This window comes from Desulfatibacillum alkenivorans DSM 16219 (genome assembly GCF_900142135.1).
GTDB lineage: Bacteria > Desulfobacterota > Desulfobacteria > Desulfobacterales > Desulfatibacillaceae > Desulfatibacillum > Desulfatibacillum alkenivorans.
On sequence record NZ_FQZU01000031.1, the window covers coordinates 39639 to 64555 of the forward strand.

The following is a 24917-nucleotide window of genomic DNA, read 5'->3' on the forward strand; positions in this document are numbered from 1 at the left end:
GGGCCCTCCGCCTCCCTAAGCGATCAGGAAGCGCCCCTCAGGCCCATGATTTTTCTCGCCTCGTCCGGCGTTGCGGGCTCCTTGCCCAGGATGGACGCAGCCTTGACCGCCCATTCCACCAGCTCATAGCTGCCTTTGGCCAGCTCCCCGTTGGGAATCCGCACGTTATCCTCCAGGCCTACGCGCATATGCCCGCCCATGATGCCGGATTGCAAGATGGCCGGAAACTCGTCCCAGGCCACGCCGCAGGACGTGAAATTGGCGTTGGGAGGCAAGGCGTGCACCAGGGCTGCAAAGGCGTCGGCCCGGAAAGCCTGTCCGCCGGCCACGCCGAACACGAAATTGAAATTCATGGGATCTTTGAAAAATCCCTGCTTCATGATGAGTTTGACGTTATCCAGCCCGCCCATGTCGTAGACTTCGATTTCAGGCCGCACCCCGTTCTCCTCCATGGCCCGGCCGAAATCCTGCAGCATGGTGAAGGTGTTGTCAAAGATGTAATCCACTAACACTTCGCCGGTCTTGCGGTCAATAGTGGCGAAGTTCATGGTGTTGGTGTTCAGGGACGCCATTTCCGGCTTGATCTTCACGATTTGCTCGATGCGCTGTTCGGGCGTCTTGTTCGGGCCCACGGCGGAGCTCAGGTTGACGATCAGTTCGGGGGTTTTGTCTTTGATGGCGTCGTACGTCTCCCGGATCCGCTCCACCTCGTGGGTGGCCATGCCGTCGTCCAGCCGGGAATGGACGTGGACCATGGCGGCGCCGGCCTTATACGCCTTGGCGGCCTCTTCGGCGAACTCCCGGGGCGTGTAAGGCACCGCCGGGTTGTGCTCTTTGCGGGTGGTGGCGCCGGACAAGGCGGCCGTGATGATGATTTTTCTCTTCATGGTTCGATCCTTTTCCGCCCCGGATTCATTGTCCGGCCGGGGCGCCGGGAGAGTGGGAGGCGTCTGGCGCCTTATTATGGTTTTTAGCTTCCATGGGGCTGGCCCGTGGTCTTTGATTCAGGAAAGGCCCGGGGGGTTGGTTCCTGGAACCGGCGGTCTGTGCGGTCTGCCGGACCGGCCTTCCGCCCATTTGAATACATATCGAAAACGCAGCCTATCGAATCAAAATCAGGGTCATCTGTCAATATAAATTTGCCAAAACTCTCCGTGTTTTTAAAAATAAAGCCTTGTTTTTATATAAAATTACTTCGAGGATCCGGGCGTAGTTCTTGAGAGATCTTGCTGCATTTACGGGTATTTAGCCGGTCTTTATTGAGCTTTATTCATAACGCTTTGCGTCAAAAAAGAATATTGAGTTAAAATATTCAAATTTAATTATAGTGAATAAAACCAAATATATAAAATTATAATTCCTTTCTTGTTCCCGTTTTTGGTCAAAAAATACTCTTGACAATCCCGGGGGGTAAGGGCTAAAGACAGGGCGAGGACGCTGAATATAATTCATTTGGGGGGCGGTCTAAGGCAAAAGTCAGTTGGAGCCCCCAATCCCCGAAAAACGGCCCCAAAAAGGCCCTTCTCACCCAGTCAGAGGCGTTATGGAATTCGCGTTTTCCCGTGAACAACTCATGTTTAAAAAAGAAGTGCTCAATTTCGCCAAAAAGGAAATCGCCCCCAGGGCCCAGGAGCACGACCTCAAAGGAGAGTTCGACCTGGAATCCTTCAAAAAAATGGCGGATTTCGGAATTCTGGGGCTGCACTTTCCCGAAGAATACGGCGGAAGCGGCGCCGGCGTCATCACCACGGCCCTGGCCGGGGAAGCCCTGGCCGAAGGCGGGGCGGACTCAGGCTTTTTGCTGGCCTACGGCGCCCATACCTTTTTATGCGGCGACACCATTTTCAGAAACGCCACGGAGGAGCAGCGGAAAAAATACATTCCCAAAATCTGCTCCGGCGAAATGATCGGCTGCATGGGCGTGACCGAGCCCGATGCAGGCTCGGACATGGCTTCCATGAAGACCACCGCCGAAAAGGCCGGCGGCAAATACATATTGAACGGCAGCAAGATGTTCATCACAAACGGCCCCATTGCCGACGTGGCCGTGGTCTACGCCAAGACCGACCCTACGGCCAGGCACGCCGGGGTGTCGGCCTTTATCGTGGAAAAGGGAACCCCGGGCTTCTCCGCCGGGCCGCCTTTGAAAAAAATGGGCGTGCGCACCTCTTTGACCTCAGAGCTGATCTTCGCCAATTGCGAAATTCCCGCGGAAAACCTCCTGGGCAAGGAAGGGGACGGCTTTAAAATGGCCTCCCAGACCGTGGAATGGGACAGAAGCGTGCTTCTGGCGCCCACCGTCGGGTCCGTGGCCTACCTTATTAACAAGTGCTCCCGCTACGCCAAGGATCGCATCCAGTTCGACCGCCCCATCGCCGAATACCAGGCAATCAAGCGCAAGCTGGCCGAGCTGAAAATATTCGAGGAAGCCGCCCGCTCCCTGGTGTACCGCATCGCCTGGGCCAAGGATCAGGGCCAGCCCCTGAACCACCTTTACGCCTCCGTGGCCAAGCTCTACATCGGCGACTGGAACATGGCGCCCATGAACGACGCGGTCACCCTTCACGGCGGATACGGCTATTGCCAGGAATACGATGTGGAACGGGTCTTCCGGGACGGCCGTCTGGCCGCCATCGGCGGGGGAACCTCGGACATCCAAAGGATGATTATCAGCCGCATGATCTGATCGCCCTCTGCGGTCTGCGTGTAAATGCCTTATCGGCGAGGAGCTGCAATGCAATACGAGTTTTCACAACAAAGCAACGAGCTGTTTGAAGCTCTGGAGTCCGCCATTTCCAACCTGGATATCAAGGACGGACAAGCGGACGACGCCCTGTTGAGAAGCGCCGCCGCCTCCCTGGCGTCCACCGGCTACCTGAACCTGGGCCTGAGCGAGGCCGGAGAATCGCCCGCCATGTTCAGGGCCATGGAAGCCGCGGCCGCCGCATCGCCCTCCCTGTACCTGAAGCTGGAAGTCAGCGCCCGGGTTTTCGGACGGGCCGTGGCTCAATGGGGAAGCGACTGGCAAAAGGAAAAAATCCTGTCGCCTCTCCTTTTCGGCGAGTTGCTGGGAACCCTGGCCTTGTCCGAGAAAGCCCTGAACGTGGAAAACGATCCCCTGCAGACCATGGGCGAGAAAAACGGCGACGCGGTCGTCGTAAACGGCCGGAAACAGTTTGTGGTGAACGGCGCGGGCGCCGACTGCATTGCAGTCGCCGGAACCCTGGACGGGCAGGGCGCCCTGTTTCTCATCCCCAAAGGCGCAAAAGGCATGGAAATGGGGCCCCCCATCTCCGCCCTCGGGTATGAAAGCGCCGGCATTTGCAGCCTGGAGCTGAAAGACTGCGCCGTTTCCGAGGCTCAGGTCATCTCCGGCCTGAAAATGGACGATATGCTGGACATGCTCCGGTTTTGGGAAAACCAGGTGCTCATCGGCGCCAGCCTGGGGCTTATGAAAGCCTCCTTTGAAGAGGCCCGCGTTTACGCAAAATCCCACAAGACCGGCGGCCGCCCCATCATCGCCTATCAGGAAGTGGGATTCCGGCTGTCCGACATGCTCACCCTGCATCAGACCGCCCAGTTGCTGGCATACCGGGCCGGGTGGATGGCCGACGCAAAGGACAAGGAGGCGCAGGCCCTGACCCTGTGCGCCAAGGTGTTCGCCACCGAAGCCTCCGAAAAGGTTTCCAGCGACGCCCTGAAAATTCTGGGCGCCAAGGGCTTTTCCACGCCCAACCCCGCCGAATCAGGCTTTCGAAGCTCCAAATATGGCCAGATCGCCGGAACATCCACGGAAATCAGCCGCATGAAAATCGGGGACGCAGTCCTGGGAAAAAGGAAATAAAGACATGGGGTCAAATCTACGTTTGACGTTTGAGAAGTAAAAAACGCGGTCAAACGTCAAACGTAGATTTGACCCCATCCTAAGGAAAATAAATCAACCCAACCATCAAAACGGAGGTTTTCGGGCATGGATATTTTAAGACTCACGGTATTAGGCGCAGGCACCATGGGGCATGGCATCGCGCAAAAGGCAGCCATGTCGGGCATCAAAACCACCTTGTTCGACATTGACCAGACCATGCTGGACAAGGCCCAGGGCATTATCTCGAAAAACATCGAAAAGCACTTTGTGGGCAAGGGAAAAATCACGGCGGAAGAGGGCGAGGAAATCCTGGGCCGTCTCAGCATGTCCACGGACCTGGTCGCCGCGGCCAAAGAGGCGGACATGGTCATTGAAGCCGTGCCGGAAAACCTGGAGCTGAAAAAAAGCCTGTTTTCCAAGCTGGATGAAATCTGCCCGGCCCACGCCGTCTTGGCCAGCAACACCTCCGTGCTGTCCGTCACCGCCATCGCCGGCGCCACCAAACGCCCGGAAAAATGCATCGGCGCCCACTTTTTCAATCCCGCTGCGGTCATGAAGCTGGTGGAAGTGGTCCTGCCCGTGGGCGTGGCCGAAGAAACCGTGGAAACGGTCATGAACTTCTGCAAGCAGTTGGGCAAGGTTCCGGTCAGGGTCAAGGACGTGCCTGGATTCATCGTCAACCGCCTGTTGTGCCCCTTGTATATGGAAGCCGCCCAGATCGTTCTGGAAGGCACGGCCACGGCCGAGGAAGTGGACACCGCCATGAAGCTGGGCGCCGGACATCCCATGGGCCCCTGCGAGCTGGCCGACTTCGGCGGCTTCGACGTCATCCAGATGGCTCAGGACAGCATTTATGAATACACCCATCGCGAAAGCGACCGCCTGAACATCCTGTATCGCAAGATGCTGGAGGCGGGCAGGCTGGGCCGGAAGAACGGCAAGGGCTTCTACGATTACGAAGCCGACGGAACCAAAAAGCCTTTCAAACTTTTTTAAGAAGCGACGCGAGGAATTCCCATGGCATTTGAAGACATCAGAGTGGAAAAAGCGGACGGAATCGCCGTCATCACCATAGACCGGCCCAAGGTTCTCAACGCCATTCGCTACGTGACCATGCTGGAGATCGACAAGGCTCTGGACGACATCGAGGAAGACGAAAGCATCCGGGTGCTGGTGATCACCGGCGCCGGAGACAAAGCCTTTATCTCCGGCGGCGACATTTCCATCATGGCCCGGGGCCAGGGATACGTGGAAACCCTGACCGAAACGCCCAAGGGCCAGGCTGTGTGCACGCGAATCGAACATTTTCCCAAGCCGGTCATCGCCCGGATCAACGGATTCGCCCTGGGCGGAGGCACGGAAGTGGCCCTTTCCTGCGACATCCGCATCGCTGCGGAGCACGCCATTTTGGGCCTGCCGGAAATCAAGCTGGGCATTATCCCCGGCTACGGCGGAACCCAGCGTCTGCCGCGTTTGGTGGGCATGGGCAAGGCCAAGGAGCTGATCATGACCGGCGATCACATTTCGGCCATGGAAGCCCTGAACATTGGGCTGGTGAACCACGTGGTCCCCAAGGACGAACTGGACGTTCTGGTTTCCAAAATGGCCGGTAAAATCGCCAGCAAGAGCCCCATCGCCCTGCATATGGCCAAGGCCTCCATCAACAACGGCGTGCAGGCCGATCTCAGGACCGGGCTGGACTACGAAGCCCGCTGTTTTTCCTTGTGCTTCGGCTCGGAGGACAGGGTGGAGGGCACCAACGCATTCATGGAAAAGCGCAAGCCCAAGTTCACGGGCCGCTAGATATGCGTTTCCGCGGCAAGGTGTGGAGCCTTGCCGCAGAAATTCTCGTTTGCCGGGGGTATTTACCTAATTTTTTGGGATAAAAGGTGGAAGCAATGAAAGAAGTTTACTTGGTGGACGGAGTCAGAACGGCCATCGGCAGGATGGGCGGCTCCTTGTCCATGTTCAGGCCGGAGGAACTGGCCGCATTCGCCCTGAAGGGGCTCATTGAAAAAACAGGCATCGACCCGTCCATTGTGGACGACGTGCTCATAGGCCATGCCTGCACCAATAACGCGGCGGTGAACATCGCCAGGTGGGCGGCCTTGAAGGCGGGATTCCCCTTTTCCGTGCCCGCCCAGACCGTGGAAAGGCAATGCGGGTCCGCGCTCCAGACCATCAATTCCGCGGCCGCAAACATCAAGGCGGGTTTCGGCGAGGTGTACATCGCCGGAGGCTGCGAATCCTGGAGCAACCAGCCTTATCTCATGGAACGCCAAAAGCAGCCTTTCTCCCTGGTTCCGCCCAAATACATCACCCGGCAGGTCGGACCCACCGAGGAAACCGACGCGCCCATGGGCATTGTGGCGGAAATCCTGGCCGACGAGTTCGGCGTTTCCCGCGAAGAGCAGGACGCTTTCGGCCTTCGCAGCCAGACCCGGGCTATCCAGGCCATCAAGGAGGGATATTTCAAGGAGGAAATCGTTCCCGTGGAAATCCCCCAGAGGAAAGGCGACCCCATCATTTTCGATCAGGACGAGCATCCCAGGGAGACCAATCCCGAGAAGCTGGCCAAGCTGCGTCCCGCCTTTAAAAAGGACGGAACCGTCACCGCCGGAACCTCTTCGGGCCTGAACGACGGCGCCGTGGCCAACCTGATCATGTCCCGGGAAAAATGCGAGGAACTGGGCCTGAAGCCCCTGGCCCGCTTCGTCTCCTGCGCTCTGGGCGCCCGGGAGCCCAAGTACATGGGCGTGGCGCCCGTCATCGCCATGGAAAAAGCCCTGGTTAACGCAGGACTCACCATGGCCGACATGGACGTGGTGGAGTGCAACGAGGCCTTCGCCTCCCAGACCCTGGCCGTCATGAAAAGCCTCAAGAAAAACGGCCATGAGTTTGACGAGGAAAAATGGAATCCCAACGGCGGCGCCATCGCCTTCGGCCATCCCAACGGCATGTCCGGCGGCAGGCTGGCTCTGGCCGTAGTGCATCAGTTGAAGCGCATCCAGGGCCGTTACGGCATGGCCGCGCTGTGCATCGGCGGAGGCCAGGGAATCGCCGCCATCTTTGAAAGAATATAGGGGGAATCATGTCTGACAGAGTTGCAATAGTCGGAGTCGCCCAAACCCGGTTCAGCCCCAAAAGGGCCGACGCCAATGTGGCTGAACTGGCCTATGAGGTCATCGAGAAGGTTCTGAACGACACGGGCCTTTCCATTGAAAAGGACATCGACAACACCATCAGTTGCTCCCACGATATTTGGGACGGCCAGACAATTTCCAACATCGGCATTACCGACGTGGCCGGCGGCCATCTTCGTACGGAAGAAAAAATGGCCATGGACGGCAGCACGGCCGCCTATTACGGGGCCGTGGGAATTCTGTCGGGCGAATACGAGTGCACCTTGCTGCTGGCCCACACCAAAATGTCCCAGACTAACCGGCACATCGTCAATAACGACGCCTTTGAGCCCATATACAGCCGTCAGCTCGGCCTGGACTTCACCTCCGCAGGCGCCTTGCAGGCCAGACGGTTCATGCACGCCCACGGCCTTTCCAGGGAAGACTTCGCCCGGGTGGTCATGAAAAATCTGGGAAACGCCATGGCCAACCCGTTGGCCTGCCGGTTCGGCTATTACGGCCTGGACGACGTGTTGTCCGCTCCCATGGAAGCCGATCCCCTGACCGCCATGGACGCGGCGCCTGACGTGGACGGCGCCGTGGCTATGATTGTCGCGTCGGAAAGCAAAGCGAAAAAGATTACGGACACGCCGGTTTGGATTCAGGGTCTTGGCTCCTGCTACGACGACTATTTTTTGGGCGATCGGGATCTGGCCGAGTGCATGGCTTTGGAAAAAGCCGCGGCCCAGGCGTACAAAATGGCCGGAATAAGCAACCCCGTCAAAGACCTGGACTTGATCGAACTCTCCGACGAATTTTCCTACCAGGAGCTTTTGTGGCTGGAAGGCCTGGGAGTGTGCAAGCCCGGGGAAGGCGCCAGGCTGACTGAATCCGGCTTTACCTCCAGGGAGGGAGAGCTTCCCGTAAATCCTTCCGGCGGCGTGCTTTCCGGGGTTCCCGCCAATGTCATGGGTCTTAACCGGGTCGCCGAAGCGGCGCTCCAGTTGATGGGCAAGGCGGGCGAGCGCCAGGTGAAAGACGCCAAACGCGCGGTCGCCCAGGGGCATACAGGATTTTGCGGACAACACCAATGCGTCATCGTGCTGGGAAACCAATAAGGGAGGGATGATATGAAACGCAATGTGGCCATAATCGGCGGCGGCCAAACTTATCATGCCGCCCGCAGGCACGACGTGGACCAGGGCGAGATGGTCAACGAAGCCGTACGGGCCGCCCTTAAAGACGCCCGGATGACCATGGACGACATCGACGCGGTGTTTTTGGGCAACATGGAATTTTTCGAGGGAACCCATCTGACCGACTGCTGGCTGGCGGGCTCTGCAGGGGCTTACGGCAAGCCCGGCATGAAGATCACCACCGGCGGCACCGTGGGCGCCACCATCATAGGCGCGGGCATGCATCATGTTGCGGCCGGCCTTTTTGACAAGGTTTTGTGCATCGGCTTTGAAAAGCAGGAGGAAGGGGACACGGGCGCCATCCTGAGCGGCGTGGCCCATCCATTATACGGAAGATCCATGGCCGGCGCGGCCGTGGGATATTTCGCCATGATGGGAACCTCCTACATGGCCGCCTGGGGCGCCAAGGAAGAGCACGCCGCCATGGTTGCGGTCAAGGCCCGGCAGAACGCCCGCAAGAACCAATACGCCCATCTGAAGCTGGACATCACCATAGAAGACGCCTTGAACTCCCGCATGCTGGCCTATCCGGTCCGGATGCTGGATATGTGCCCGGCCTCCAACGGCGCCTGCGTCGTTATTCTGGGAGACGAAAAAACCGCCAGGGACCGTTGCAAAAAGCCGGTCTGGATTCGGGCCATGGACACCGCCCATAACGAGCAATTTGAAATCGACTGGCGGAACGTCACCCTGACCAAGCCTATCTTCTCCACGGCTTGCGCGGCCAGGATGTACAAAAGGCTGGGCGTGGACGATCCCAAAAAATACTTTGACGTGTTCGAAATCTACGAGCCGGCCACCTGGGCGGAAATGGTCTGGTACGAAGACCTGGGCCTGTGCAGCCGGGGCGAGGGCTTCAAACTCATGGAGGAAGGCGCCACGGCAATCGACGGCCCCATTCCCGTGAATCCTTCGGGCGGGGTTTTGTCCACAAACTGCATCGGCGCTTCCGCCATGCTGCGCGTCTGGGAGGCGGCTCTGCAAATTCGGGGCGACGCCGGAGGCCATCAGGTTCCCAAAGAGGTCAATCGGGCTTTGGCCACGGCGTACGGCGGAACCAACTGGACCGTCATGACCGCTTTGTCGAGCTCCACCGAGGATTAAACCTAATGCGCCCTTGGGAAAGGATGTTGGCATGAATCAGAAAAATACCGTTACCGAACAAATATGCGTCCCCATGACCGTGGACGTCCCGTACCGGTTTGCGGCGGGCAAATACATGGCCAGGTTTTTGACGGAGTTGAGGGATAACGGCCGCTTTGTGGGCGTCAAGTGCCCGTCTTGCAACCGGGTTCAGATGCCTCCCCGCGTGGTGTGCGCCGCCTGTCATGTGAAGAACGACGAGTGGGTGGAGCTGTCCTCCGAAGGCACGATGGTCGGATTCACCATCATGTACCTGCCCCTGACGGATCCCACCACGGGGAAGCCCCACGAGCCGCCCTTTGTGTATGGGTCGGTCAGGCTGGACGGCTCGGACTCCACCGTGGAGCACATGGTCAACGTAGAGCCGGACCTGGACAAGATCTGGGTGGGCATGCGGATGAAAGTGGTTTTGCGGGACAGGGAAGAGCGCATTGGGGATTTGAGCGACATCATACATTTTGAACCTCTTCCGGGCCAGAAAAGGCCCCAGTAATATATTTTGGGGGGAATGAGATTATGGAAAATAAATTCGTCCAGGCTCCATTTGAGGTGGATCAGCATATTACAGCTCACAGCAATTACTTCGCCGGAAAAATGGGCAGCAAATTTTACGTCGCCCTGAGAGACTCCAAGGAAATCCTGGGCGTCCGGTGCAAGACCTGCTCCAAGGTGCTTTGGCCGCCCCGGGAAACCTGCGGCCGCTGCTTTTCTCTGCTTACGGAAGACGATTTGGTGAAAATCGGCCCGGGCGGGAGCGTGGTTTCGTTCACCCGCGTGCATTACAGCGAGCCCATCCATCCCGACGTGGACGCCCCCCTGGTTTACGCCGTGATTCAACTGGACGGGGCCGACTCCGGCATGACCCATTTGATCGGCGGCGTGGATCCTGAGCAGATCGAAATCGGCATGCGCGTGACCCCGGTCTTCATAGAAAACAGAAACGGCAATATTTTGGATATCGTGTATTTCAAGCCGGAATAAATAAGATTAGGCGGCAAGATAGCGGGGCCCATAGACGGACGATAGAAGTTCATTGATTGGTTTTGGGGAAGGGCGGAGGAACGGGGAGGCTATTTTAGTGCGACTCCCCGTTCCTCCCGCCCGATAGTGATTGATGGACGAGGGTTAATGACCTTAATTATCGCCCCGCAAAATGCGGCGGCGAAAGACGACAGTGAGGGGGCGACTCATGGATGTTCAAGAGCAAAAAAATTATCTGGCCATGTGGGACGGCGAGTTATCCGCCGAAAGAAATCCGACCAACTACCAGCGTCAGGACGATGGGTCGCACATTTTTCATAATGAAAATGATTATTATGAATGGTGGTACTTTGACGCGGCCTTTGACAACGGCTATCACGTGGTCATCACCTTTCATTACCACAACGTCTTTCTTAAACCCATGGCGCCGTCCATCCAGATTTTCATCTACAAGCCCGACGGCCAAAAAATCGAAAAATACGACCTCAGCCCCATGGAAAGCATCAGCGCCCACCCGGATTACTGCAACGTCAAAATGGGGGATAGCTGGGTCCGGGACATGGGAGACCATTATGAGCTTTCCATCATGGTGCGCGGCGTCGGCGCCAAGTTGCGCTTTACCAACACGGTTCCTTCGTGGAAGCCGGGCCGGGGCTTTAACTATAAAAACGAAGACACGGGCAAGATTTCAGGCTGGGTGGTTCCCCAGCCCTGCGCCAGGGTGGAAGGCGACCTCATCATCAAGGACGAAGTCATCCCGGTTCAGGGAAGCGGCTATCATGACCACAATTGGGGCAACTGCCGTTTTCATGAAATCTTTTGGGGCTGGTACTGGGGCCGCATTCAAAACCCCAAATACACCATCGTCTACGGATGGGTCATTCCCAAAGACAAGACAGGCCCCATCGTAACGCCCTTGCTCATCGCCCGGGACGGCGAGCTGCTTCTCTCCACCAACACCATGGAAGGCAAGTGCCTTGAAATAGGCAAGGACGAGAAGTTTCAGCGGGAGTATCCGACTCATCTGACCCTGACTACAGACGCACAGGGCGTGAAGATGAACCTGGGCATTACCGCCCACAGGCTTATCGAAGCCATGCAGCTTCCGCCCAGCACGGACTGGCCCCAGTATTACAACCGGTGCCTGGCCCATTATAAGCTGGACCTGGAAGTGGACGGCAAAAAGGATCTGCTGGAAGGCGAGTTCCTGCACGAAACCATGCTGCTGCAAGAGGCCTAAAGCATGGGGTCAAATCTACGTTTGACGTTTGAGCCTTTGGAAAGCGGGTTTGAAAGAATCCAATCAGGCGTGTTTTTATTGGGTTCGAAGTCCAAAAACAGCATAGGTTTCGTGATGCCTGGAAGCCGGACTTCTTAACCCAACCTGAGAAACCCGTTGACGCGGCGCAGGTTGGGTAGAGTTTGCCAAACCCAACAAATGCTTTGTCTACGGACTGGAGAAGGACATGGAAAAAACCTATTTGGAAGATTACGAAGTGGGGGAGGAATTCACCTCCCCGGCCAGGACCATGACCGAAGCCGACATCGTCAATTTTGCAGGCTTGACGGGCGACTGGCATCCTATCCACACAAATGTGGAATTTGCTTCCCAAACGCCGTTTAAGGAGCGGATCGCCCACGGCATGCTGACTTTGTGCCTGGGCAGCGCGCTCATATTCCGGCTGGGGCAATACGTGGCCCTGCCGAAATCCTTTATTGCATTTTACGGCATGGACAAGGTGCGGTTTGTGGGGCCGGTGAAGATTCATGACACCATCAAGACGACCATGAAAATCCTGGCCTTGGAGAACAAGGACGACAAACGCGGGATCATGGTTTGCGAGAACACCATATCCAATCAACGGGACGAAGCCGTGGTGATTTACACCACCCGAGCCCTGGTGGGGCGCAGGCCTTAGCCGGACGTAAGCGTGAGCATGGAATTCGATCTTCACATACACACCAACCGGTTTTCCGGATGCAGCAACATTGACCCCGGAGAGGTCATTGCAAGGGCGCTGACCGCAGGCCTTGACGGCATCGCCCTGACTGAGCACGGAATTCGATGGCCGGACGGAGAGATCGAAAAATTGCTGGATCAATGCGGAGAGAAAAAGCTCATTGTCCTGCCGGGGGAAGAAGCCGCCTGCTACTCCTCCCGGGGGGAGTTCCAGGGCGAGTTCCTGGTGTTCGGGCATCCAAAAAGCCTTGGCTCGGCATTGAGCGTGGAAGCCCTGGTGGAGCGCGTTCATGACTCCGGCGGCGTGGTAGTCGCCGCCCATCCGTTCAAACGGGCCCGGCGTGGAGACGCCTATTACGGCTGCGGCGACAACGCAGGAAAATACAACCTGGACGGCATGGAAACCCTGCATCCTTCCTATGACGAAGATGGCTTGGAAAAAGCCCGGGTTCTTTGCCAATCCGCCGGGCTGGCGTCCATAGGGGGCAGCGACGCTCACGCGCCCGAGCAGATCGGGATGGTCCGCACCGTGTTTGAGCGAAATATTCAAAGCCTGGAAGATCTCTGCAGGGAGATCCGGGAGGGGAGGTCCTGGGCGGCAATTGCAAATGGCAATGGATAGAGGAGATAGCCCGGCCGTGCGCCTCGGCGTGTTTTCAGACACCCACGGCAATGCGCGGTACATGCAGGAGGCGCTGCGGAATCTCGGGCCGTTTAACATGATCATCCATCTTGGGGACGGGGTCCGGGAAGGCCGGGGCTTGGCCGATCAGTGGGGCCTGCCTTTCATGGGCGTGCGCGGCAATGAGGATTACGGCGCCCTGGCCCCCATGGACGACGACATATCCTTTCATGGGTTCAAGATTTTCATGATGCATGGGCATCAGATGGAAATCAATCCTTACCAGGATGCTGAAACCTGGGAACGGCATTATAGGGAAATGGCCCAAAGGTCCGCACGAAACAGCGCCGATATTTTTCTTTTCGGCCACACGCATAAACCGGTTTTGAAGAATCAGGAGGGGGTTCTTATCTGCAATCCGGGAGACCATTATCTGGGATCTTCCTTTCCGCCCGGATTTATCGAACTGGTAATCGAACCCCATAAAGCGGCGGCGGTTTTGTTTTTACGTAAATCCGCCGGGCGATGGATTGAAAGCGCCCGGGAGGAGTTGCACAGCCAAGCGGCGGCCAAAGCGCTCAGCGCATAAGGCGCCATGGAATCGGAATAACGGCCCAATTGTTGGGTTCGAAGTCCACTGGCTTTTACGGCGCTGGTCCGATCAACGAGGGATTTCTTAACCCACCTGCAATTCCGCTTGACGCGGCGCAGGTTGGGGTGAGCTCGCGAAACCCAACAAAAAGAGTGCGAACACAAGCGATTGGGATTTTTCATCTTCCGGAGAGAACGGCTATCTCACGGAAATAATAATCAAGGAGGAAATACGGTGGCGGATAAATTTTACAGCGAACGGAATCTTAAATTCCTGCTTTACGAGGTTTTTGATGCAGCGTCCCTGACCAAATACGATTATTACAGCGAGCACAATAAAAAGATGTTCGACATGGTCCTGGCGGAGGCGGACAAGCTGGCCAAAAAAATGATGCGCCCCATCCTTGAGGAAATGGACCGCAACCCTCCGGAACTGGAAGACGGGTCCATCAGGGTGCATTCCGACGTCAGGAAGATTTTGGACGAGTGCGGCAAGGGCGGTTGGATCACCGCTTCCAAGCCGATTGAGCACGGCGGCGATCAGCTTCCTTTGATGATTACGGACAGCTGCCAGTACATATTCTGCGCGGCCAACTACTCGGCGGCCGTGTATCCCGGATTGAACACGGGAGCGTCCCATCTGATAGAGGCCTTCGGTTCGGAAGAGTTAAACAAAACCTATCTCCCCAATTTGCATAACGGCAAATGGCAGGGCACCATGGCTCTGACCGAGCCCGGGGCCGGAAGCTCTCTTTCCGACCTGGAAACTTCGGCGGAACCCACGGATGAGGGATATTACCTGATCCGCGGTCAAAAGATATTCATTTCAGCAGGGGACCACAATTGCGTGGACAACGTTGTCCATCTCATGCTCGCGAAAATCAAGGGAGGCCCTCCCGGAGTCAAGGGCATTTCGTTATTCGTGGTTCCCAAGTTTAGGCCCGCTCTGGGGGGCGGGCTGGAGCCCAATGATGTGGTTGCTTCGGGGGTGTACCACAAAATGGGCTACCGTGGGGCTCCCATTGCCCAGCTAAGTATGGGGGACGGCGACAATTGCCGCGGATGGCTGGTCGGGGAGCCCCACAAAGGGCTCTTCTACATGTTCCAGATGATGAATGAAGCACGTCTTGGGGTTGGGTTGGGGGCTACGGCCATCGCGTCGGCTGCATATTATGCAGCCTTGGAATATTGCAGGGAAAGGCGGCAAGGTCGGAAAATTGGCCAAAAAGACCCCACCCAACCCCAGGTTCCCATCATCGAGCATGCGGACATCCGCCGGGCCTTGCTCTTTCAAAAGGCCATTATCGAGGGCTCGCACGCCCTGCTGCTGCAAGGCTGCAGATACGCGGACATGATGCGCGTGACCACCGGCGAGGAAAAGGAACGCTACTCCCTGCTTTTGGATCTCTTGACTCCCGTGGCCAAGACCTATCCCTCCGAAATGGGCATCCAGGCCGTCAGCCAGGGGCTGCAATGCTTCGGCGGATCCGGCTACTGCGACGACTATCCCCTGGAGCAGTACTATCGCGACATGCGCATTCATCCCATTCATGAAGGAACCACCGCCATCCACGGCCTGGACATCCTGGGCCGCAAGGTGGTTATGAAAGAAGGCAAGGCCTTCGCCATATTCAAGCAAGAGGTCTTGCAGACCGTTCAAAGCGCAGAGTCCGACAGCGAGCTGAAGGGATTCGGCGGAAAGCTGAAAGCCGCCCTGGAAGTCTTGGACGACGCCACCAAGCACCTGCTCAATCTGGCCGCCAAAAAGGGCCCGGAATACTACCTGGCTGACGCCACCCTGTATCTGGAGTTGTTCGGCATCGTCACCATCGCCTGGCAATGGCTGGTCCAGGGGCTTGCGGCAAGCAAGGCTTTGAGCGAAGGCGCCAATAAAAAGGATGTGAACTTTTACAACGGCAAGATTCTTACCCTGAAATACTTTTACGCGTACGAGCTTCCCAAAATCACCGGCCTTAGCATACGGCTGCTTAATACGGACGGCCTCACCGTGGACATGGATACGGCCATTTTCAATGATTAATCAGAGGAGACAACCATGACCGACCAAAATAAATATGACGCCATAATCATAGGGGCCGGAGTGGGCGGCCTCACTGTGGGATCGCTTTTGGCAAAGCACGGCAAAAAGGTGCTGATTCTTGAACAAAACGACCGGGTAGGGGGCAGGGCCTTGTCCGTAGCCGGCGATGAAATCACCCAACGCGGCGCCCAATGGTACAAGGACCTCCTGGAAACCCAATACACCTATGTGGCCAACGCCGAACCTCAGTTGGAGGAGCTTGTGAAAAGCGGCATGCTGAACGGATACGTTCTGGATGTGGGATACCACGCCCTCAGCATGAACGGCAACGCCTACCTGTATGACTTTGTGCAACAGATCGGCGGCATAGACGGCGTGAAAATGAACGGCAGCCATTACGGCACCTATTACAAGGGCGAGTTTTACATGGACCTGATCGGGTCCCAGCCCATAGACCCCAGATACCTGGAAATCGCGGAAAGGGAGAAAATTCCCTTTTTCAAATATTACACCACGCCGTACAAACTTAATGATGAACAAATCGACGAGTTGGAAAGGGTCTCCCTCCAGCAATGGGGAGAGGAAATGGGCCTGACCAAAAACGACATCCTTTGGAACAATCTCTGCTCGGTCAGCACCTTGTTTTCCACCATCAACAATCCTGACGACATTTCCATCGGCGACATCTTCCGTTTCTTCAAGCACGCGGTCAGCCCCAAGCTGGAAAAAGGGCTGTGCGAATACGTGGGCGGATTCGTCTCCGGCGGCGTTATGGAATGGAGCAAAGCCGTGGCCCGCAAGTATCAGGAATTGGGCGGCGAACTGGCTCTGGAAACCAGGGTTCGGGAAGTGGTTATGGAGAACGGCAGGGCGACCGGCGTGATTGCGGAAAACGGCAGCGGAGAAAAGAAGGTTTATCAATCAGAAGCCGTAGTGAGCAACGTTCCGGCCCAGGATTCCTTCAAGTTCATGGACAAATCCCAATTTCCCGGAGACTGGGCTCAAAAGACCGAAACCATGTACGGCTACGGCAGCTACGTCCCGTACTGGGGCCTCAACTCCCTGGCCATGCCCGAAGAGCACGCCGTACGCAATTACAAAAACAGCTGCGTCCTGCCCAAGGACGAAGGCTTTGATTACGACGTATATATTTGCTGGAGCATCCAATCGGCCTTGGATCCCTCCGTGGCGCCGGACGGCAAGTATCTTTACACGGCCTATCTGCCCCTCACCGAGTCCGAAGCCAGGAATAAGGTGCTGGTGGATAAAATCGTCAAACGCCTGCCGGATTTTATGGAAGAAATTTATCCCGGCTTCAAAAAAACCATCGACTGGAAACTGGACCTCATGTGCTGGAAGCTGGAAGGCGTGGCCAAAAGCGTGTCCCAGGCAGGCACCCAAAAAGTTCCGGTCAAGTCTCCCCACGTGGAAGGCTTGTACTTTGCCGGAGACACGGCCAAGGGCTACGGCGTGGCCATGGACTGCGCCTGCACCTCGGGTATGATTTGCGCGTCCGAAATGCTGGGCGTGGATTTTGGAGTCCGCTAACCTCGTTAAAAGGAGAACGCCATGAAGGATGTTTCCATTTACGGGGCCGGGCTGGCCGGCTTGGTTGCAGCCGTCAACCTGGCGCGGGAGGGCCTGAACGTGACGATCTACGAGCGTGAAGACGAGATCGGAGGCTCCAAGGACCTGCATCCCTCCGTTCATTCCACACCCATGCAGCCAAAAGAAACCTGGGACTACATAGGCATCGACCTATCCAGCCATTTTGTGAAAACCGACGCCTATCCCAACATGTGGTACAACCGCAAGCGCCTGACCTTGCCTCCCTACGTGCACAATATGTCCGTGTACAACGTGGAACGCGGCGCGCGGCCTTCTTCGGTCGACGTGCGTTTGTTTGAGATCGCCCAGGACGAAGGGGTGAACTTTGAGTTCGGCAGGGCCTTGACTCCGGACGAATTGGCCCAGGCGCCTCCGGGAAGCATTATCGCAACAGGCTTGTACAAAGAAGTCTATGACCTGGTGGGGGTTAAAAACTCCCTCACTTACGGATATATGGCCTTGTCCAATTGGGAGAAGGGCAAGACCGGCGGGGCCATCTACATGGGCAATTTCAGCGTGGATTACGGCTACTCCGCCTGGATAAACGGCATCATGTACGTGCTGCTTTTTTCCCGCAAGCCTTTGAACGAAAAGGACCTTTCCAAATTCAAGAAGGTGATTCGCGACGTGGAAGGCTTTGAATCCGAAAAATGGGTGACCGCCGATAACGGGCATTTTCCCCGGGAGCTCCGCCTTTTCTGGAAAGACAAAATCCTGGCCGGAACCCTTTCCGGCATGATCGAGCCGTTCTGGGCTTACGGGGTGGTGGGCGCCTTGCTTTCCGGCAAGGTGGCGGCCAAAACCTGGTTGAACCGGGAAAAGGGATACGAGGATTTTTCCAATTTTAACCGGGGCTTTGACAAAAAGCTGGCCCGAAAAGAGAAAATGGATTCCATGCCCTTCAACAAGCAGATGATCCGGCTGGCCATGCTCAAGGCCCGGTACAACTGCTGGAGGCATCCCGAAATCATTAACAAGCCCAAGGACCCGGTGCGCTGGTTTCGTTAAGCGATTCAGCCATCTCGCCATCCGTCATCCCCGTGGAGGGGGCGGCGGGATGATTGCGGTAGTTTTGCAATCATCATGACGCACTCCCGGAAACGGGGACCCAGTGTCTTTCGGGGGGTAATGCAGGCTGAACGTCCCTTGGGAAATCAACGCTAAAAGCCATGAAAGCTAACTATGGAATTAGTCGGCAACCGCAAGGAAACGCTCATGAGCAATGATTTTGTCAAACAACTGGAAGCGAGCCTTTACGAGATGCTGCCGCTGGTCAAGGCTCTTGACATTAAATTGGAAGAGGCCCGGCCTGGATACGTCGTGTCTTCCATGTCCCGGACTCCCATTGTTGTTAATCACATAGACGCTTTTCACGCAGGCGCGTTGTACACCTTCGCCGAGACGGCAGCGGGTGCGGTTATCGCCGCGTCTTTTGATCTGGGAAAAATCACCTTGATCAACAAGCGGGGCGAAATCAACTACCAAAAGCTGGTTAAGGAAAAGGTCATTTGCAAGGCCGCCATCCCCCAGGGAGCCATTGAGGTTCTTACCAAGGAAGTGATGCATTCGGGCAAAGCGGTTTTTCCTTATACCGTGGTCCTGGAGCTTCCCGGCGGAGAGCCTGCGTGTGAAGTCACGTTCGATTTTTATATGTACCGCAACCGGGAATAGTTTTTAGCAAGGATACGGCTCATTTTCATCATCCCCGGCCATTTCATACGATTCCGGGGAGCGCGGCGGCGTTTTCGCCTTGGGCCGCCGCCGTTGATGGAATGCAAAAATATACCAGACTAATAGTTCACGAGAAGTGAGGGGGAAAAATGAAAACAAAAGCGTGTTTCATCCTGGTTAGTTTGCTCATCGCCTTATCCTTTGCCGGCAGCGGCCTTTGCTCCGGCCCCGAAGGATGGAGCGAAACCTACAAAGTCGGCACCATCGCTCCCAAGGGCATTGCCTGGGCCTTGCAAATGGATAGGATCGTGTTTCCCGAGGTGGCCAAAGCGACGGACGGGAACCTGGTCATCAAAGTGTATTGGGGCGGCGTCATGGGGGACGACGAAGCCATCATCAAAAAGATGCGGATCGGCCAGCTCCATGGGGCGGGCATGTCCGGCTACGGCTGCACTCTGGCCATACCTGAAATGGCGGTCATGCAATTGCCCTTTCTCTTCAGCAATTGGGAGGAAGTGGACTACGTCAAAGAAAAAATGGCGCCTATCTTCGACGAAATCGCCAGGGATCACGACTACATGGTCATTGCGTACATTGACCAGGACTTTGACGTCTTTTTTTCCTCAAAATACGACATGACCAAGGTGGAGGATTTCGCCCAGGCCAAGATCATCTCCTGGAGCGGCCCTTTGGAAGGAGAAGTGCTCCAGGCCATCGGCGCCCATCCTATTCCGGTTTCCATGACCGAGGCGCCCACCTCCATCAGGCAGGGAATCGGGGACACCATCATCGCTCCCAAGGCCTGGGCAGTGGGCACCCAGCTGTACAGCATCCTTAAATACGTCAGTCCGCTGAACATCCGTTATTCTCCCGCCGTCATGCTCCTGACCTGGGATGCTTACGAACAAATGCCCCAGGACTACCGCGACCGCTTTATGGCGGTCCGGCCCAAGATTATGCGGGATTTCTGCCTGGCCGCGCGCGAAGACAACGACAAGTGCCTCAATGCATTGATTGAATACGGCATCAAACAACGCGAAATGTCCCCGGAGGAAAAAGCCAAGCTCGAATCCATGGCGCATACGGTGTGGGAAGATCAGGCCGACCAGCAATACCCCGCCGAGCTCCTTGAACAGATCCAGGATCATCTGGAAGCGTTTCGCAGCAATAAATAGCTTCGTTGTAAAACCGATATAACCATCCTTTTTAGCAGGAGATTGCACGATGAAGAGGTTAGGACTGTTGGAGACGTCTCAGCTTGCCATTAAAGCTCCGTTCATAAAACCGGCAAGATACCACGTAAGGCGCGCGCTTCCCGCCCTGGGCTACGGAACCGCGTTCAAGCTGCTCATGCCGGATAAACTTTGGAAACTGGCCGCTGCAGGAAAAACCAATGCGGCGCCCACGCTTATTCTCAATATGATGGACGTCAGGGGCGAACAGGAAGCCGTGGTTTCGGACGAAAAACGCCTGAAAACCAAGGATTTTAAGGATCGTTTTCTCAGAATCGCCAACTGGCTCATCCATTCCGGGATGCAGCCCAAGGATAAAGCCGCCGTGCTTATGCACAATTCCGCCGAAGTGCTGGAAACCCTGGTGGGCGCATCCTTCGCCGGGTGCACCAGCCCCGGCCTGAACTGGCACCTCGCAGGTGAGGAACTGGCCAAGACCATCAACGTTTCCAAGCCTAAAACCATTTTCGTGGGCGAGGATTTTGTGGATCGGATTTTGGGAATCGCCGATCAAATCCCTTCGGTGAAGAATTTCGTGGCCGTGGGCGCCAAGGTTCCCAAAGGCTGGATTCCTTACGAAGAGGCGGCGGCATTTTCCCGGAACGCCATGCCGTCGGGCCGATTCATTTTCGGCGCTGCGCCTTATACTTCCGGAACCACCGGCGTGCCAAAAAACGTCAACCTGAACGACGGCCTGAGCTACCTGTTTGACGACACGGCCCCCGCTCCCAATGCAGAGCTCATGGAGTATTTCGAGCTTTTGTTCAGCATGTTGAACGCCGGATTTCATCTGAACATGCACAAGATCAAGGATTTGCGCTCCCTGGTCATCACGCCCATGTACCACGCAGGGACCATTGCGGCCCTGTTTCCGGTCTTGTACGGCGGAACCCTGGTGCTGGAGTCCAAATTCGACCCGGAGCAGGTTCTGGCGACCATGCAGAAGGAACGCATTTCGTGGACCTTTATGGTCCCCACCATGTTGAGCAGAATCCTGCATCTGCCTGACGAGGTGAAGCGTAAATACGATCTCTCGTCCATGCGCTCCCTGATTTCCGGCGCCGCGCCGTGCTCCCCGGAAATCAAGACCGGAATCAACGAGTTGTTCATGCAGCAGGGCGCTCCCGGTCCCGTGTTTCACGAGTATTACGGCTCCACCGAAACCATGATGGTTTCCGTGCTCAGGCCCGGCGATTACAACAATCGCCCCGAACGTCTCAAAAGCGTGGGCAAACCCCGGTGCGGGGAAGTCCGCCTGGTGGACCCATTAACCGAGCAAGCCGTGAAAAACGGCGAACAGGGCTCCATCTGCGCCCGCACGGTCAGCACCCTGGGGCTTTCCTACGGGACCGACAGCAGCCTGTTGGACGATGCCTACGTGACCATCAACGGCAAGCTCTATTACAAGGACGGCCTCATGGGATACCAGGACGAGGAAGGCTTCCTGTATCTTACGGACCGCATTAAGGACATGGTGATTTCCGGCGGCGTGAACGTCTTTCCCGGCGAGGTGGAAAAAGCCCTGGCGTCCCACCCGGCCGTGGACGACGTGGCCGTTTTCGGCGTGCCGGATCAGGACCTTGGGGAGGTCATGCGGGCTGAAATTCAATTAGTGCCGGGCGCGGAAATGACTGAGGAGGAAGCCTTCGCCCACTGCAAGGAGCAAGGTTTGTTCGGCTATAAAATGCCCCGATACATTGGGTTTACGGAAAAACTGCCCCGCCGGATCGACGGTAAGATGATCAAAAGGGAGTTGAAGGAAAAATACTGGCCTGCTTCTTAAATAGCAATTTTTTTTACTATAGCTTGTCTGCGCGGGATGGAATCTTTTGAATTTCATCCCGCATTCATTTCTGCTTCATATCCGAGAAATTTTCCAAAGGGCTTATTACCAGAACCCCAAAAAGGAAGGGGGGCTGTCTGAGGGGTAGACAGCCCCGCTGTTTGGTGAGTGTGGAGTGGTTCGAGGTGAATCATGTTCCGTCCCACGAGGTCGGTGTTCATGAGGCGGAACGCCGGCAGTAGGCGCCGGTTGCAAAAGATATGGAATTCTATGCTTTCACACTCTGAAATTATGGTCGCGCCTGACATTTTTTCGGTTACAAAAAATATTTAAAAAAGTTTTTTCAACGAGGCTTGCAACCAGGGGCGGTTCTGTGTATTAGAGAATTCGACGCATATGTGCATCACTATCAGCATTGGGAAAGAAGGGACATGCCTCAGCGAAAGAAAATCCTGCCTCTCAAACAGGTCTACCAAATCAAGGTCTCATTGAAAAACATCCGTCCCCCCATCTGGAGACGGCTGTTAGTCACCAGCGATACAACCCTGCCGCGATTTCACATGATCATCCAAAATGCCATGGGATGGCAAAACGGACACGAGCATGTCTTTGAAATTGAAAAAATGGAGTTTGGCGTCAACGATCCTTACGACCCCACGTCGCCCAAGGACGAGACCAAAATTCGCCTCTCCAAGATCGTGAACCGGGAAGGCCAGCGCTTTAAGTACATCTACGATTACGGCGATTACTGGGAGCACGAAGTGCTTGTGGAAAAGATTCTGCCTCTGGAAAAGGGCGAATCCTATCCCCAGTGCATCAAGGGCAAACGCGCATGCCCGCCCGAAGACGTGGGCGGCCCTCCAGGGTATCAGGACTTGCTGGAAGCTCTGGAAAGCCCGGAGGAGGCGGATAACGTGGAACTCCTGGACATCGTGGAAGATGACTGGGACCCGGACCACTTTGACCTTTCCGAAGCCAATGAAATGCTGACGGCCGTGTAATTCGCCGCCGCTTCGCTTTAGAAATTTTTTGCATCCAACCACGGACCAATCAGGGAGAAGCCATGATTGAACCCAAGGACCGCATTATTTTCGCCCTGGACGTGCCTTCTTTGGACCAGGCGTCCCATTACGTCAAGCTATTAGCCCCCCATATAGGCATGTTCAAGGTGGGCCTGGAGCTTTTCGCCGCCGAAGGGCCCTCCGTGGTCAAGGAAGTCCTCAACGCCGGAAATCGTGTATTCCTGGATTTGAAGCTCCACGACATCCCCAAAACCGTGGAGCGCGCCATGTCCGTTCTGGCGGGCCTTGGCGTCAGCCTGGCCACCGTGCATACCACCGGCGGTCCGGACATGCTTAATGCGGCCGTGGAGGGCGCTCAGGGCAAGCTGGGGGTGATGGGCGTGACCGTGCTCACCAGCGAAGGCGGAAATCCCCAAACCATTTCGGACAGGGTCCTTAGGCGGGCCGAGACGGCCAAGGCGGCCGGATGCGCCGGCGTGGTGTGCTCGGGCCTGGAAGCCGCCAAGGTGCGCCAAGCCGTGGGCGAGGATTTTTTCATCGTCACTCCGGGAATCCGCATGGCGGACGACAATTCCAAGGACGATCAAAAGCGCGTGGTAACCCCGGGCCTGGCCGTTCAGTCCGGCGCCAGCCATATTGTGGTGGGCCGCCCCATCCGGGACGCCGCCGACCCGATCCAGGCCGCCAAGGCCATGGCCCTTGATATAGAAAAAGCGGGATAGATCGCTTTTGAAGCGTGATCCGTCCGACCGAAGCGACGAAACATCGCCATTAAAAACAAAAAAGGGGAAGACGCCCCATACAGCGCGTCTTCCCCTTTGTCTTTTTTTTGTCCTGGCGGATTTAATCCGCGTCCAGGCCGAATTCCGTATGCAGGATCTGGCAGGCCAGCTCCGCGTATTTTTCCTCCACCACGCAGGAAATGCGAATTTCCGAAGTGGAGATCATCATGATGTTGATGCTTTTTGCAGCCAGGGTGGAGAACATCCTGGCCGCCACGCCGTGGTGGGACTTCATGCCCACGCCGGTCACGGAGACCTTGGCGATGTTGGTGTCTCCGGCCACGGATTCCGCGCCGATTTCCTTGGCGGTTTTTTCCACGATGGCCAGGGCGTCCTTGTAATCGGTCTTGGGCACCGTAAAGGTGATGTCCGTCATGTTGCTGGCCCGGGTGTTCTGGATGATCATATCCACGGAAATGCCGGCGTCGGCTACGGCGGAGAAGACTTTGGCGGCCACGCCGGGTTCGTCCGGGACCTTGGTTACGGTGATTCTGGCGTCGGTTTTCACAAAGGTGACGCCGGCCACCAGCATACGTTCCATATCCCTATCTTCACAGACTATCATGGTCCCTTCCTCCTCATTAAATGACGAACGCACATGCACAGGCACGTTGTGCTTGGCCGCAAATTCCACCGAGCGGATCTGCAGCACCTTGGCCCCCAGGCTGGACATTTCCAGCATGACGTCATGGGTCACGCACTTGAGCTTGCGCGCCTTGGAGACCACGCGGGGATCGGCGGTGTATACGCCGTCCACGTCCGTATAGATTTCACACGAATCCGCTCCCAAGGCGGCCGCTACGGCTACGGCGGAGGTGTCGGAGCCTCCCCGGCCCAGGGTGGTTATGTTGCCGCAGCCGTCCACTCCCTGGAAGCCGGCCACGACCACGATGGCGTTGTCCGCCAGGGCGTCCTTGATGGGGCCCGCCTGGACGTCCAGGATTCTGGCGCTTTGACTTGCGTTATTGGTCAGGATGCGAACCTGATGGCCCAAAAAGGATTGGGCTTTGTATCCCATTTTTTCCAGGGCGATGGAGAGCAGCGCCACCGTGGTTTGCTCTCCGGTGGCCAGCAAAACGTCCATTTCCCGTTTATTGGGCTTGTCGGAAAGCACCTCGGCCATTTGAATCAGATGGTCCGTCACGCCGCTCATGGCGGACAAAACCACCACCACCTGATTGCCCGCATCATAGGTTTTGGCTACGCGTTTAGCCACCTCCTGAATGCGGACCAGGTCTCCCACTGACGTCCCGCCGTATTTTTGTACTATTAAACCCATGCTTTACCTCGCATTGAAG

23 protein-coding genes are annotated in these 24917 nt (G+C 56.4%); 21 read left to right on the forward strand and 2 right to left on the reverse strand.

The annotated features are described in order from the left end of the window. Nucleotides 1-23: 23 nt before the first annotated feature. A complete protein-coding gene (locus tag BUE18_RS20135) occupies nt 24-887 on the reverse strand; it encodes a beta-keto acid cleavage family enzyme (RefSeq protein ID WP_073477976.1) in 864 nt (287 codons plus the stop codon). A gap of 686 nt (nt 888-1573) precedes the next feature. Between BUE18_RS20135 and BUE18_RS20140 the strand changes: the two genes are divergently transcribed. The 21 genes from BUE18_RS20140 (at nt 1574) to pyrF (ending at nt 23559) form a co-directional block, all read left to right on the forward strand. Beyond that, entirely contained in the window at nt 1574-2686 is a 1113-nt protein-coding gene (locus BUE18_RS20140) for an acyl-CoA dehydrogenase family protein (protein ID WP_244549355.1), read from the forward strand. 48 nt (nt 2687-2734) lie between these two features. Beyond that, on the forward strand, nt 2735-3844 hold the full coding sequence (locus BUE18_RS20145; RefSeq protein WP_073477978.1) for an acyl-CoA dehydrogenase family protein: 1110 nt from the start codon (nt 2735-2737) through the stop codon (nt 3842-3844). Nucleotides 3845-3970: 126 nt separating this feature from the next. Beyond that, nucleotides 3971-4861 (forward strand): 3-hydroxyacyl-CoA dehydrogenase family protein, encoded by an 891-nt coding sequence (locus BUE18_RS20150; protein ID WP_083611178.1) that lies wholly within the window; start codon nt 3971-3973, stop codon nt 4859-4861. A 21-nt stretch (nt 4862-4882) separates the two neighbouring features. Continuing rightward, nucleotides 4883-5668 (forward strand): enoyl-CoA hydratase/isomerase family protein, encoded by a 786-nt coding sequence (locus BUE18_RS20155; RefSeq protein ID WP_073477979.1) that lies wholly within the window; start codon nt 4883-4885, stop codon nt 5666-5668. A 95-nt stretch (nt 5669-5763) separates the two neighbouring features. Further along, a complete protein-coding gene (locus BUE18_RS20160; protein ID WP_073477980.1) occupies nt 5764-6948 on the forward strand; it encodes a thiolase family protein in 1185 nt (394 codons plus the stop codon). Nucleotides 6949-6956: 8 nt separating this feature from the next. Then, on the forward strand, nt 6957-8105 hold the full coding sequence (locus BUE18_RS20165; protein WP_073477981.1) for a thiolase family protein: 1149 nt from the start codon (nt 6957-6959) through the stop codon (nt 8103-8105). A gap of 12 nt (nt 8106-8117) precedes the next feature. After that, nucleotides 8118-9287, forward strand: coding sequence for a thiolase C-terminal domain-containing protein (locus BUE18_RS20170; RefSeq protein ID WP_073477982.1), 1170 nt, complete (start codon nt 8118-8120; stop codon nt 9285-9287). A 31-nt stretch (nt 9288-9318) separates the two neighbouring features. Beyond that, complete coding sequence (locus BUE18_RS20175) at nt 9319-9819, forward strand: Zn-ribbon domain-containing OB-fold protein (protein ID WP_073477983.1); 501 nt, start codon at nt 9319-9321, stop codon at nt 9817-9819. A gap of 23 nt (nt 9820-9842) precedes the next feature. Further along, complete coding sequence (locus BUE18_RS20180) at nt 9843-10307, forward strand: Zn-ribbon domain-containing OB-fold protein (RefSeq protein WP_073477984.1); 465 nt, start codon at nt 9843-9845, stop codon at nt 10305-10307. A gap of 208 nt (nt 10308-10515) precedes the next feature. Next, nucleotides 10516-11547, forward strand: a complete 1032-nt coding sequence (locus tag BUE18_RS20185; protein ID WP_073477985.1) for a hypothetical protein — start codon at nt 10516-10518, stop codon at nt 11545-11547. A 226-nt stretch (nt 11548-11773) separates the two neighbouring features. Further along, nucleotides 11774-12226, forward strand: a complete 453-nt coding sequence (locus tag BUE18_RS20190; RefSeq protein ID WP_073477986.1) for a MaoC/PaaZ C-terminal domain-containing protein — start codon at nt 11774-11776, stop codon at nt 12224-12226. An 18-nt stretch (nt 12227-12244) separates the two neighbouring features. Beyond that, a complete protein-coding gene (locus BUE18_RS20195) occupies nt 12245-12889 on the forward strand; it encodes a PHP-associated domain-containing protein (protein ID WP_073477987.1) in 645 nt (214 codons plus the stop codon). Beyond that, nucleotides 12876-13478, forward strand: a complete 603-nt coding sequence (locus BUE18_RS20200; RefSeq protein WP_083611179.1) for a metallophosphoesterase family protein — start codon at nt 12876-12878, stop codon at nt 13476-13478. The genes BUE18_RS20195 and BUE18_RS20200 overlap by 14 nt, the downstream gene beginning before the upstream one ends. Before the next feature lie 237 nt (nt 13479-13715). Then, nucleotides 13716-15521, forward strand: a complete 1806-nt coding sequence (locus BUE18_RS20205; protein WP_073477989.1) for an acyl-CoA dehydrogenase — start codon at nt 13716-13718, stop codon at nt 15519-15521. A gap of 15 nt (nt 15522-15536) precedes the next feature. Then, nucleotides 15537-17069: a phytoene desaturase family protein gene (locus BUE18_RS20210; protein WP_073477990.1), complete on the forward strand. Its 1533-nt coding sequence runs from the start codon at nt 15537-15539 to the stop codon at nt 17067-17069. Nucleotides 17070-17090: 21 nt separating this feature from the next. Beyond that, nucleotides 17091-18137, forward strand: coding sequence for an NAD(P)/FAD-dependent oxidoreductase (locus tag BUE18_RS20215; protein ID WP_073477991.1), 1047 nt, complete (start codon nt 17091-17093; stop codon nt 18135-18137). Between the two features lie 207 nt (nt 18138-18344). Continuing rightward, on the forward strand, nt 18345-18800 hold the full coding sequence (locus BUE18_RS20220; RefSeq protein ID WP_170868419.1) for a PaaI family thioesterase: 456 nt from the start codon (nt 18345-18347) through the stop codon (nt 18798-18800). A gap of 149 nt (nt 18801-18949) precedes the next feature. Next, nucleotides 18950-19975 carry a TRAP transporter substrate-binding protein gene (locus tag BUE18_RS20225; RefSeq protein ID WP_073477993.1) on the forward strand — a complete coding sequence of 342 codons (1026 nt, stop codon included), beginning with the start codon at nt 18950-18952 and terminating at the stop codon, nt 19973-19975. Between the two features lie 49 nt (nt 19976-20024). Next, a complete protein-coding gene (locus BUE18_RS20230; protein WP_073477994.1) occupies nt 20025-21815 on the forward strand; it encodes an AMP-binding protein in 1791 nt (596 codons plus the stop codon). A gap of 431 nt (nt 21816-22246) precedes the next feature. Continuing rightward, the gene (locus BUE18_RS20235; protein WP_073477995.1) at nt 22247-22816 is read left to right on the forward strand and encodes a plasmid pRiA4b ORF-3 family protein; all 570 of its coding nucleotides are present in this window, start codon (nt 22247-22249) and stop codon (nt 22814-22816) included. A gap of 62 nt (nt 22817-22878) precedes the next feature. Continuing rightward, entirely contained in the window at nt 22879-23559 is a 681-nt protein-coding gene (gene pyrF / locus BUE18_RS20240) for an orotidine-5'-phosphate decarboxylase (protein ID WP_073477996.1), read from the forward strand. Nucleotides 23560-23680: 121 nt separating this feature from the next. Here pyrF and BUE18_RS20245 read toward each other — a convergent pair whose 3' ends face one another. Beyond that, a complete protein-coding gene (locus tag BUE18_RS20245) occupies nt 23681-24898 on the reverse strand; it encodes an aspartate kinase (protein WP_073477997.1) in 1218 nt (405 codons plus the stop codon). Nucleotides 24899-24917: the final 19 nt, after the last annotated feature.

Bases quoted from the DNA above. Each gene is read 5' to 3' on its own strand.
- BUE18_RS20135 (WP_073477976.1), bottom strand. From the start codon at position 887: ATGAAGAGAAAAATCATCATCACGGCCGCCTTGTCCGGCGCCACCACC.
- BUE18_RS20140 (WP_244549355.1), top strand. From the start codon at position 1,574: ATGTTTAAAAAAGAAGTGCTCAATTTCGCCAAAAAGGAAATCGCCCCC.
- BUE18_RS20145 (WP_073477978.1), top strand. From the start codon at position 2,735: ATGCAATACGAGTTTTCACAACAAAGCAACGAGCTGTTTGAAGCTCTG.
- BUE18_RS20150 (WP_083611178.1), top strand. From the start codon at position 3,971: ATGGATATTTTAAGACTCACGGTATTAGGCGCAGGCACCATGGGGCAT.
- BUE18_RS20155 (WP_073477979.1), top strand. From the start codon at position 4,883: ATGGCATTTGAAGACATCAGAGTGGAAAAAGCGGACGGAATCGCCGTC.
- BUE18_RS20160 (WP_073477980.1), top strand. From the start codon at position 5,764: ATGAAAGAAGTTTACTTGGTGGACGGAGTCAGAACGGCCATCGGCAGG.
- BUE18_RS20165 (WP_073477981.1), top strand. From the start codon at position 6,957: ATGTCTGACAGAGTTGCAATAGTCGGAGTCGCCCAAACCCGGTTCAGC.
- BUE18_RS20170 (WP_073477982.1), top strand. From the start codon at position 8,118: ATGAAACGCAATGTGGCCATAATCGGCGGCGGCCAAACTTATCATGCC.
- BUE18_RS20175 (WP_073477983.1), top strand. From the start codon at position 9,319: ATGAATCAGAAAAATACCGTTACCGAACAAATATGCGTCCCCATGACC.
- BUE18_RS20180 (WP_073477984.1), top strand. From the start codon at position 9,843: ATGGAAAATAAATTCGTCCAGGCTCCATTTGAGGTGGATCAGCATATT.
- BUE18_RS20185 (WP_073477985.1), top strand. From the start codon at position 10,516: ATGGATGTTCAAGAGCAAAAAAATTATCTGGCCATGTGGGACGGCGAG.
- BUE18_RS20190 (WP_073477986.1), top strand. From the start codon at position 11,774: ATGGAAAAAACCTATTTGGAAGATTACGAAGTGGGGGAGGAATTCACC.
- BUE18_RS20195 (WP_073477987.1), top strand. From the start codon at position 12,245: ATGGAATTCGATCTTCACATACACACCAACCGGTTTTCCGGATGCAGC.
- BUE18_RS20200 (WP_083611179.1), top strand. From the start codon at position 12,876: ATGGCAATGGATAGAGGAGATAGCCCGGCCGTGCGCCTCGGCGTGTTT.
- BUE18_RS20210 (WP_073477990.1), top strand. From the start codon at position 15,537: ATGACCGACCAAAATAAATATGACGCCATAATCATAGGGGCCGGAGTG.
- BUE18_RS20215 (WP_073477991.1), top strand. From the start codon at position 17,091: ATGAAGGATGTTTCCATTTACGGGGCCGGGCTGGCCGGCTTGGTTGCA.
- BUE18_RS20220 (WP_170868419.1), top strand. From the start codon at position 18,345: ATGAGCAATGATTTTGTCAAACAACTGGAAGCGAGCCTTTACGAGATG.
- BUE18_RS20225 (WP_073477993.1), top strand. From the start codon at position 18,950: ATGAAAACAAAAGCGTGTTTCATCCTGGTTAGTTTGCTCATCGCCTTA.
- BUE18_RS20230 (WP_073477994.1), top strand. From the start codon at position 20,025: ATGAAGAGGTTAGGACTGTTGGAGACGTCTCAGCTTGCCATTAAAGCT.
- BUE18_RS20235 (WP_073477995.1), top strand. From the start codon at position 22,247: ATGCCTCAGCGAAAGAAAATCCTGCCTCTCAAACAGGTCTACCAAATC.
- pyrF (WP_073477996.1), top strand. From the start codon at position 22,879: ATGATTGAACCCAAGGACCGCATTATTTTCGCCCTGGACGTGCCTTCT.
- BUE18_RS20245 (WP_073477997.1), bottom strand. From the start codon at position 24,898: ATGGGTTTAATAGTACAAAAATACGGCGGGACGTCAGTGGGAGACCTG.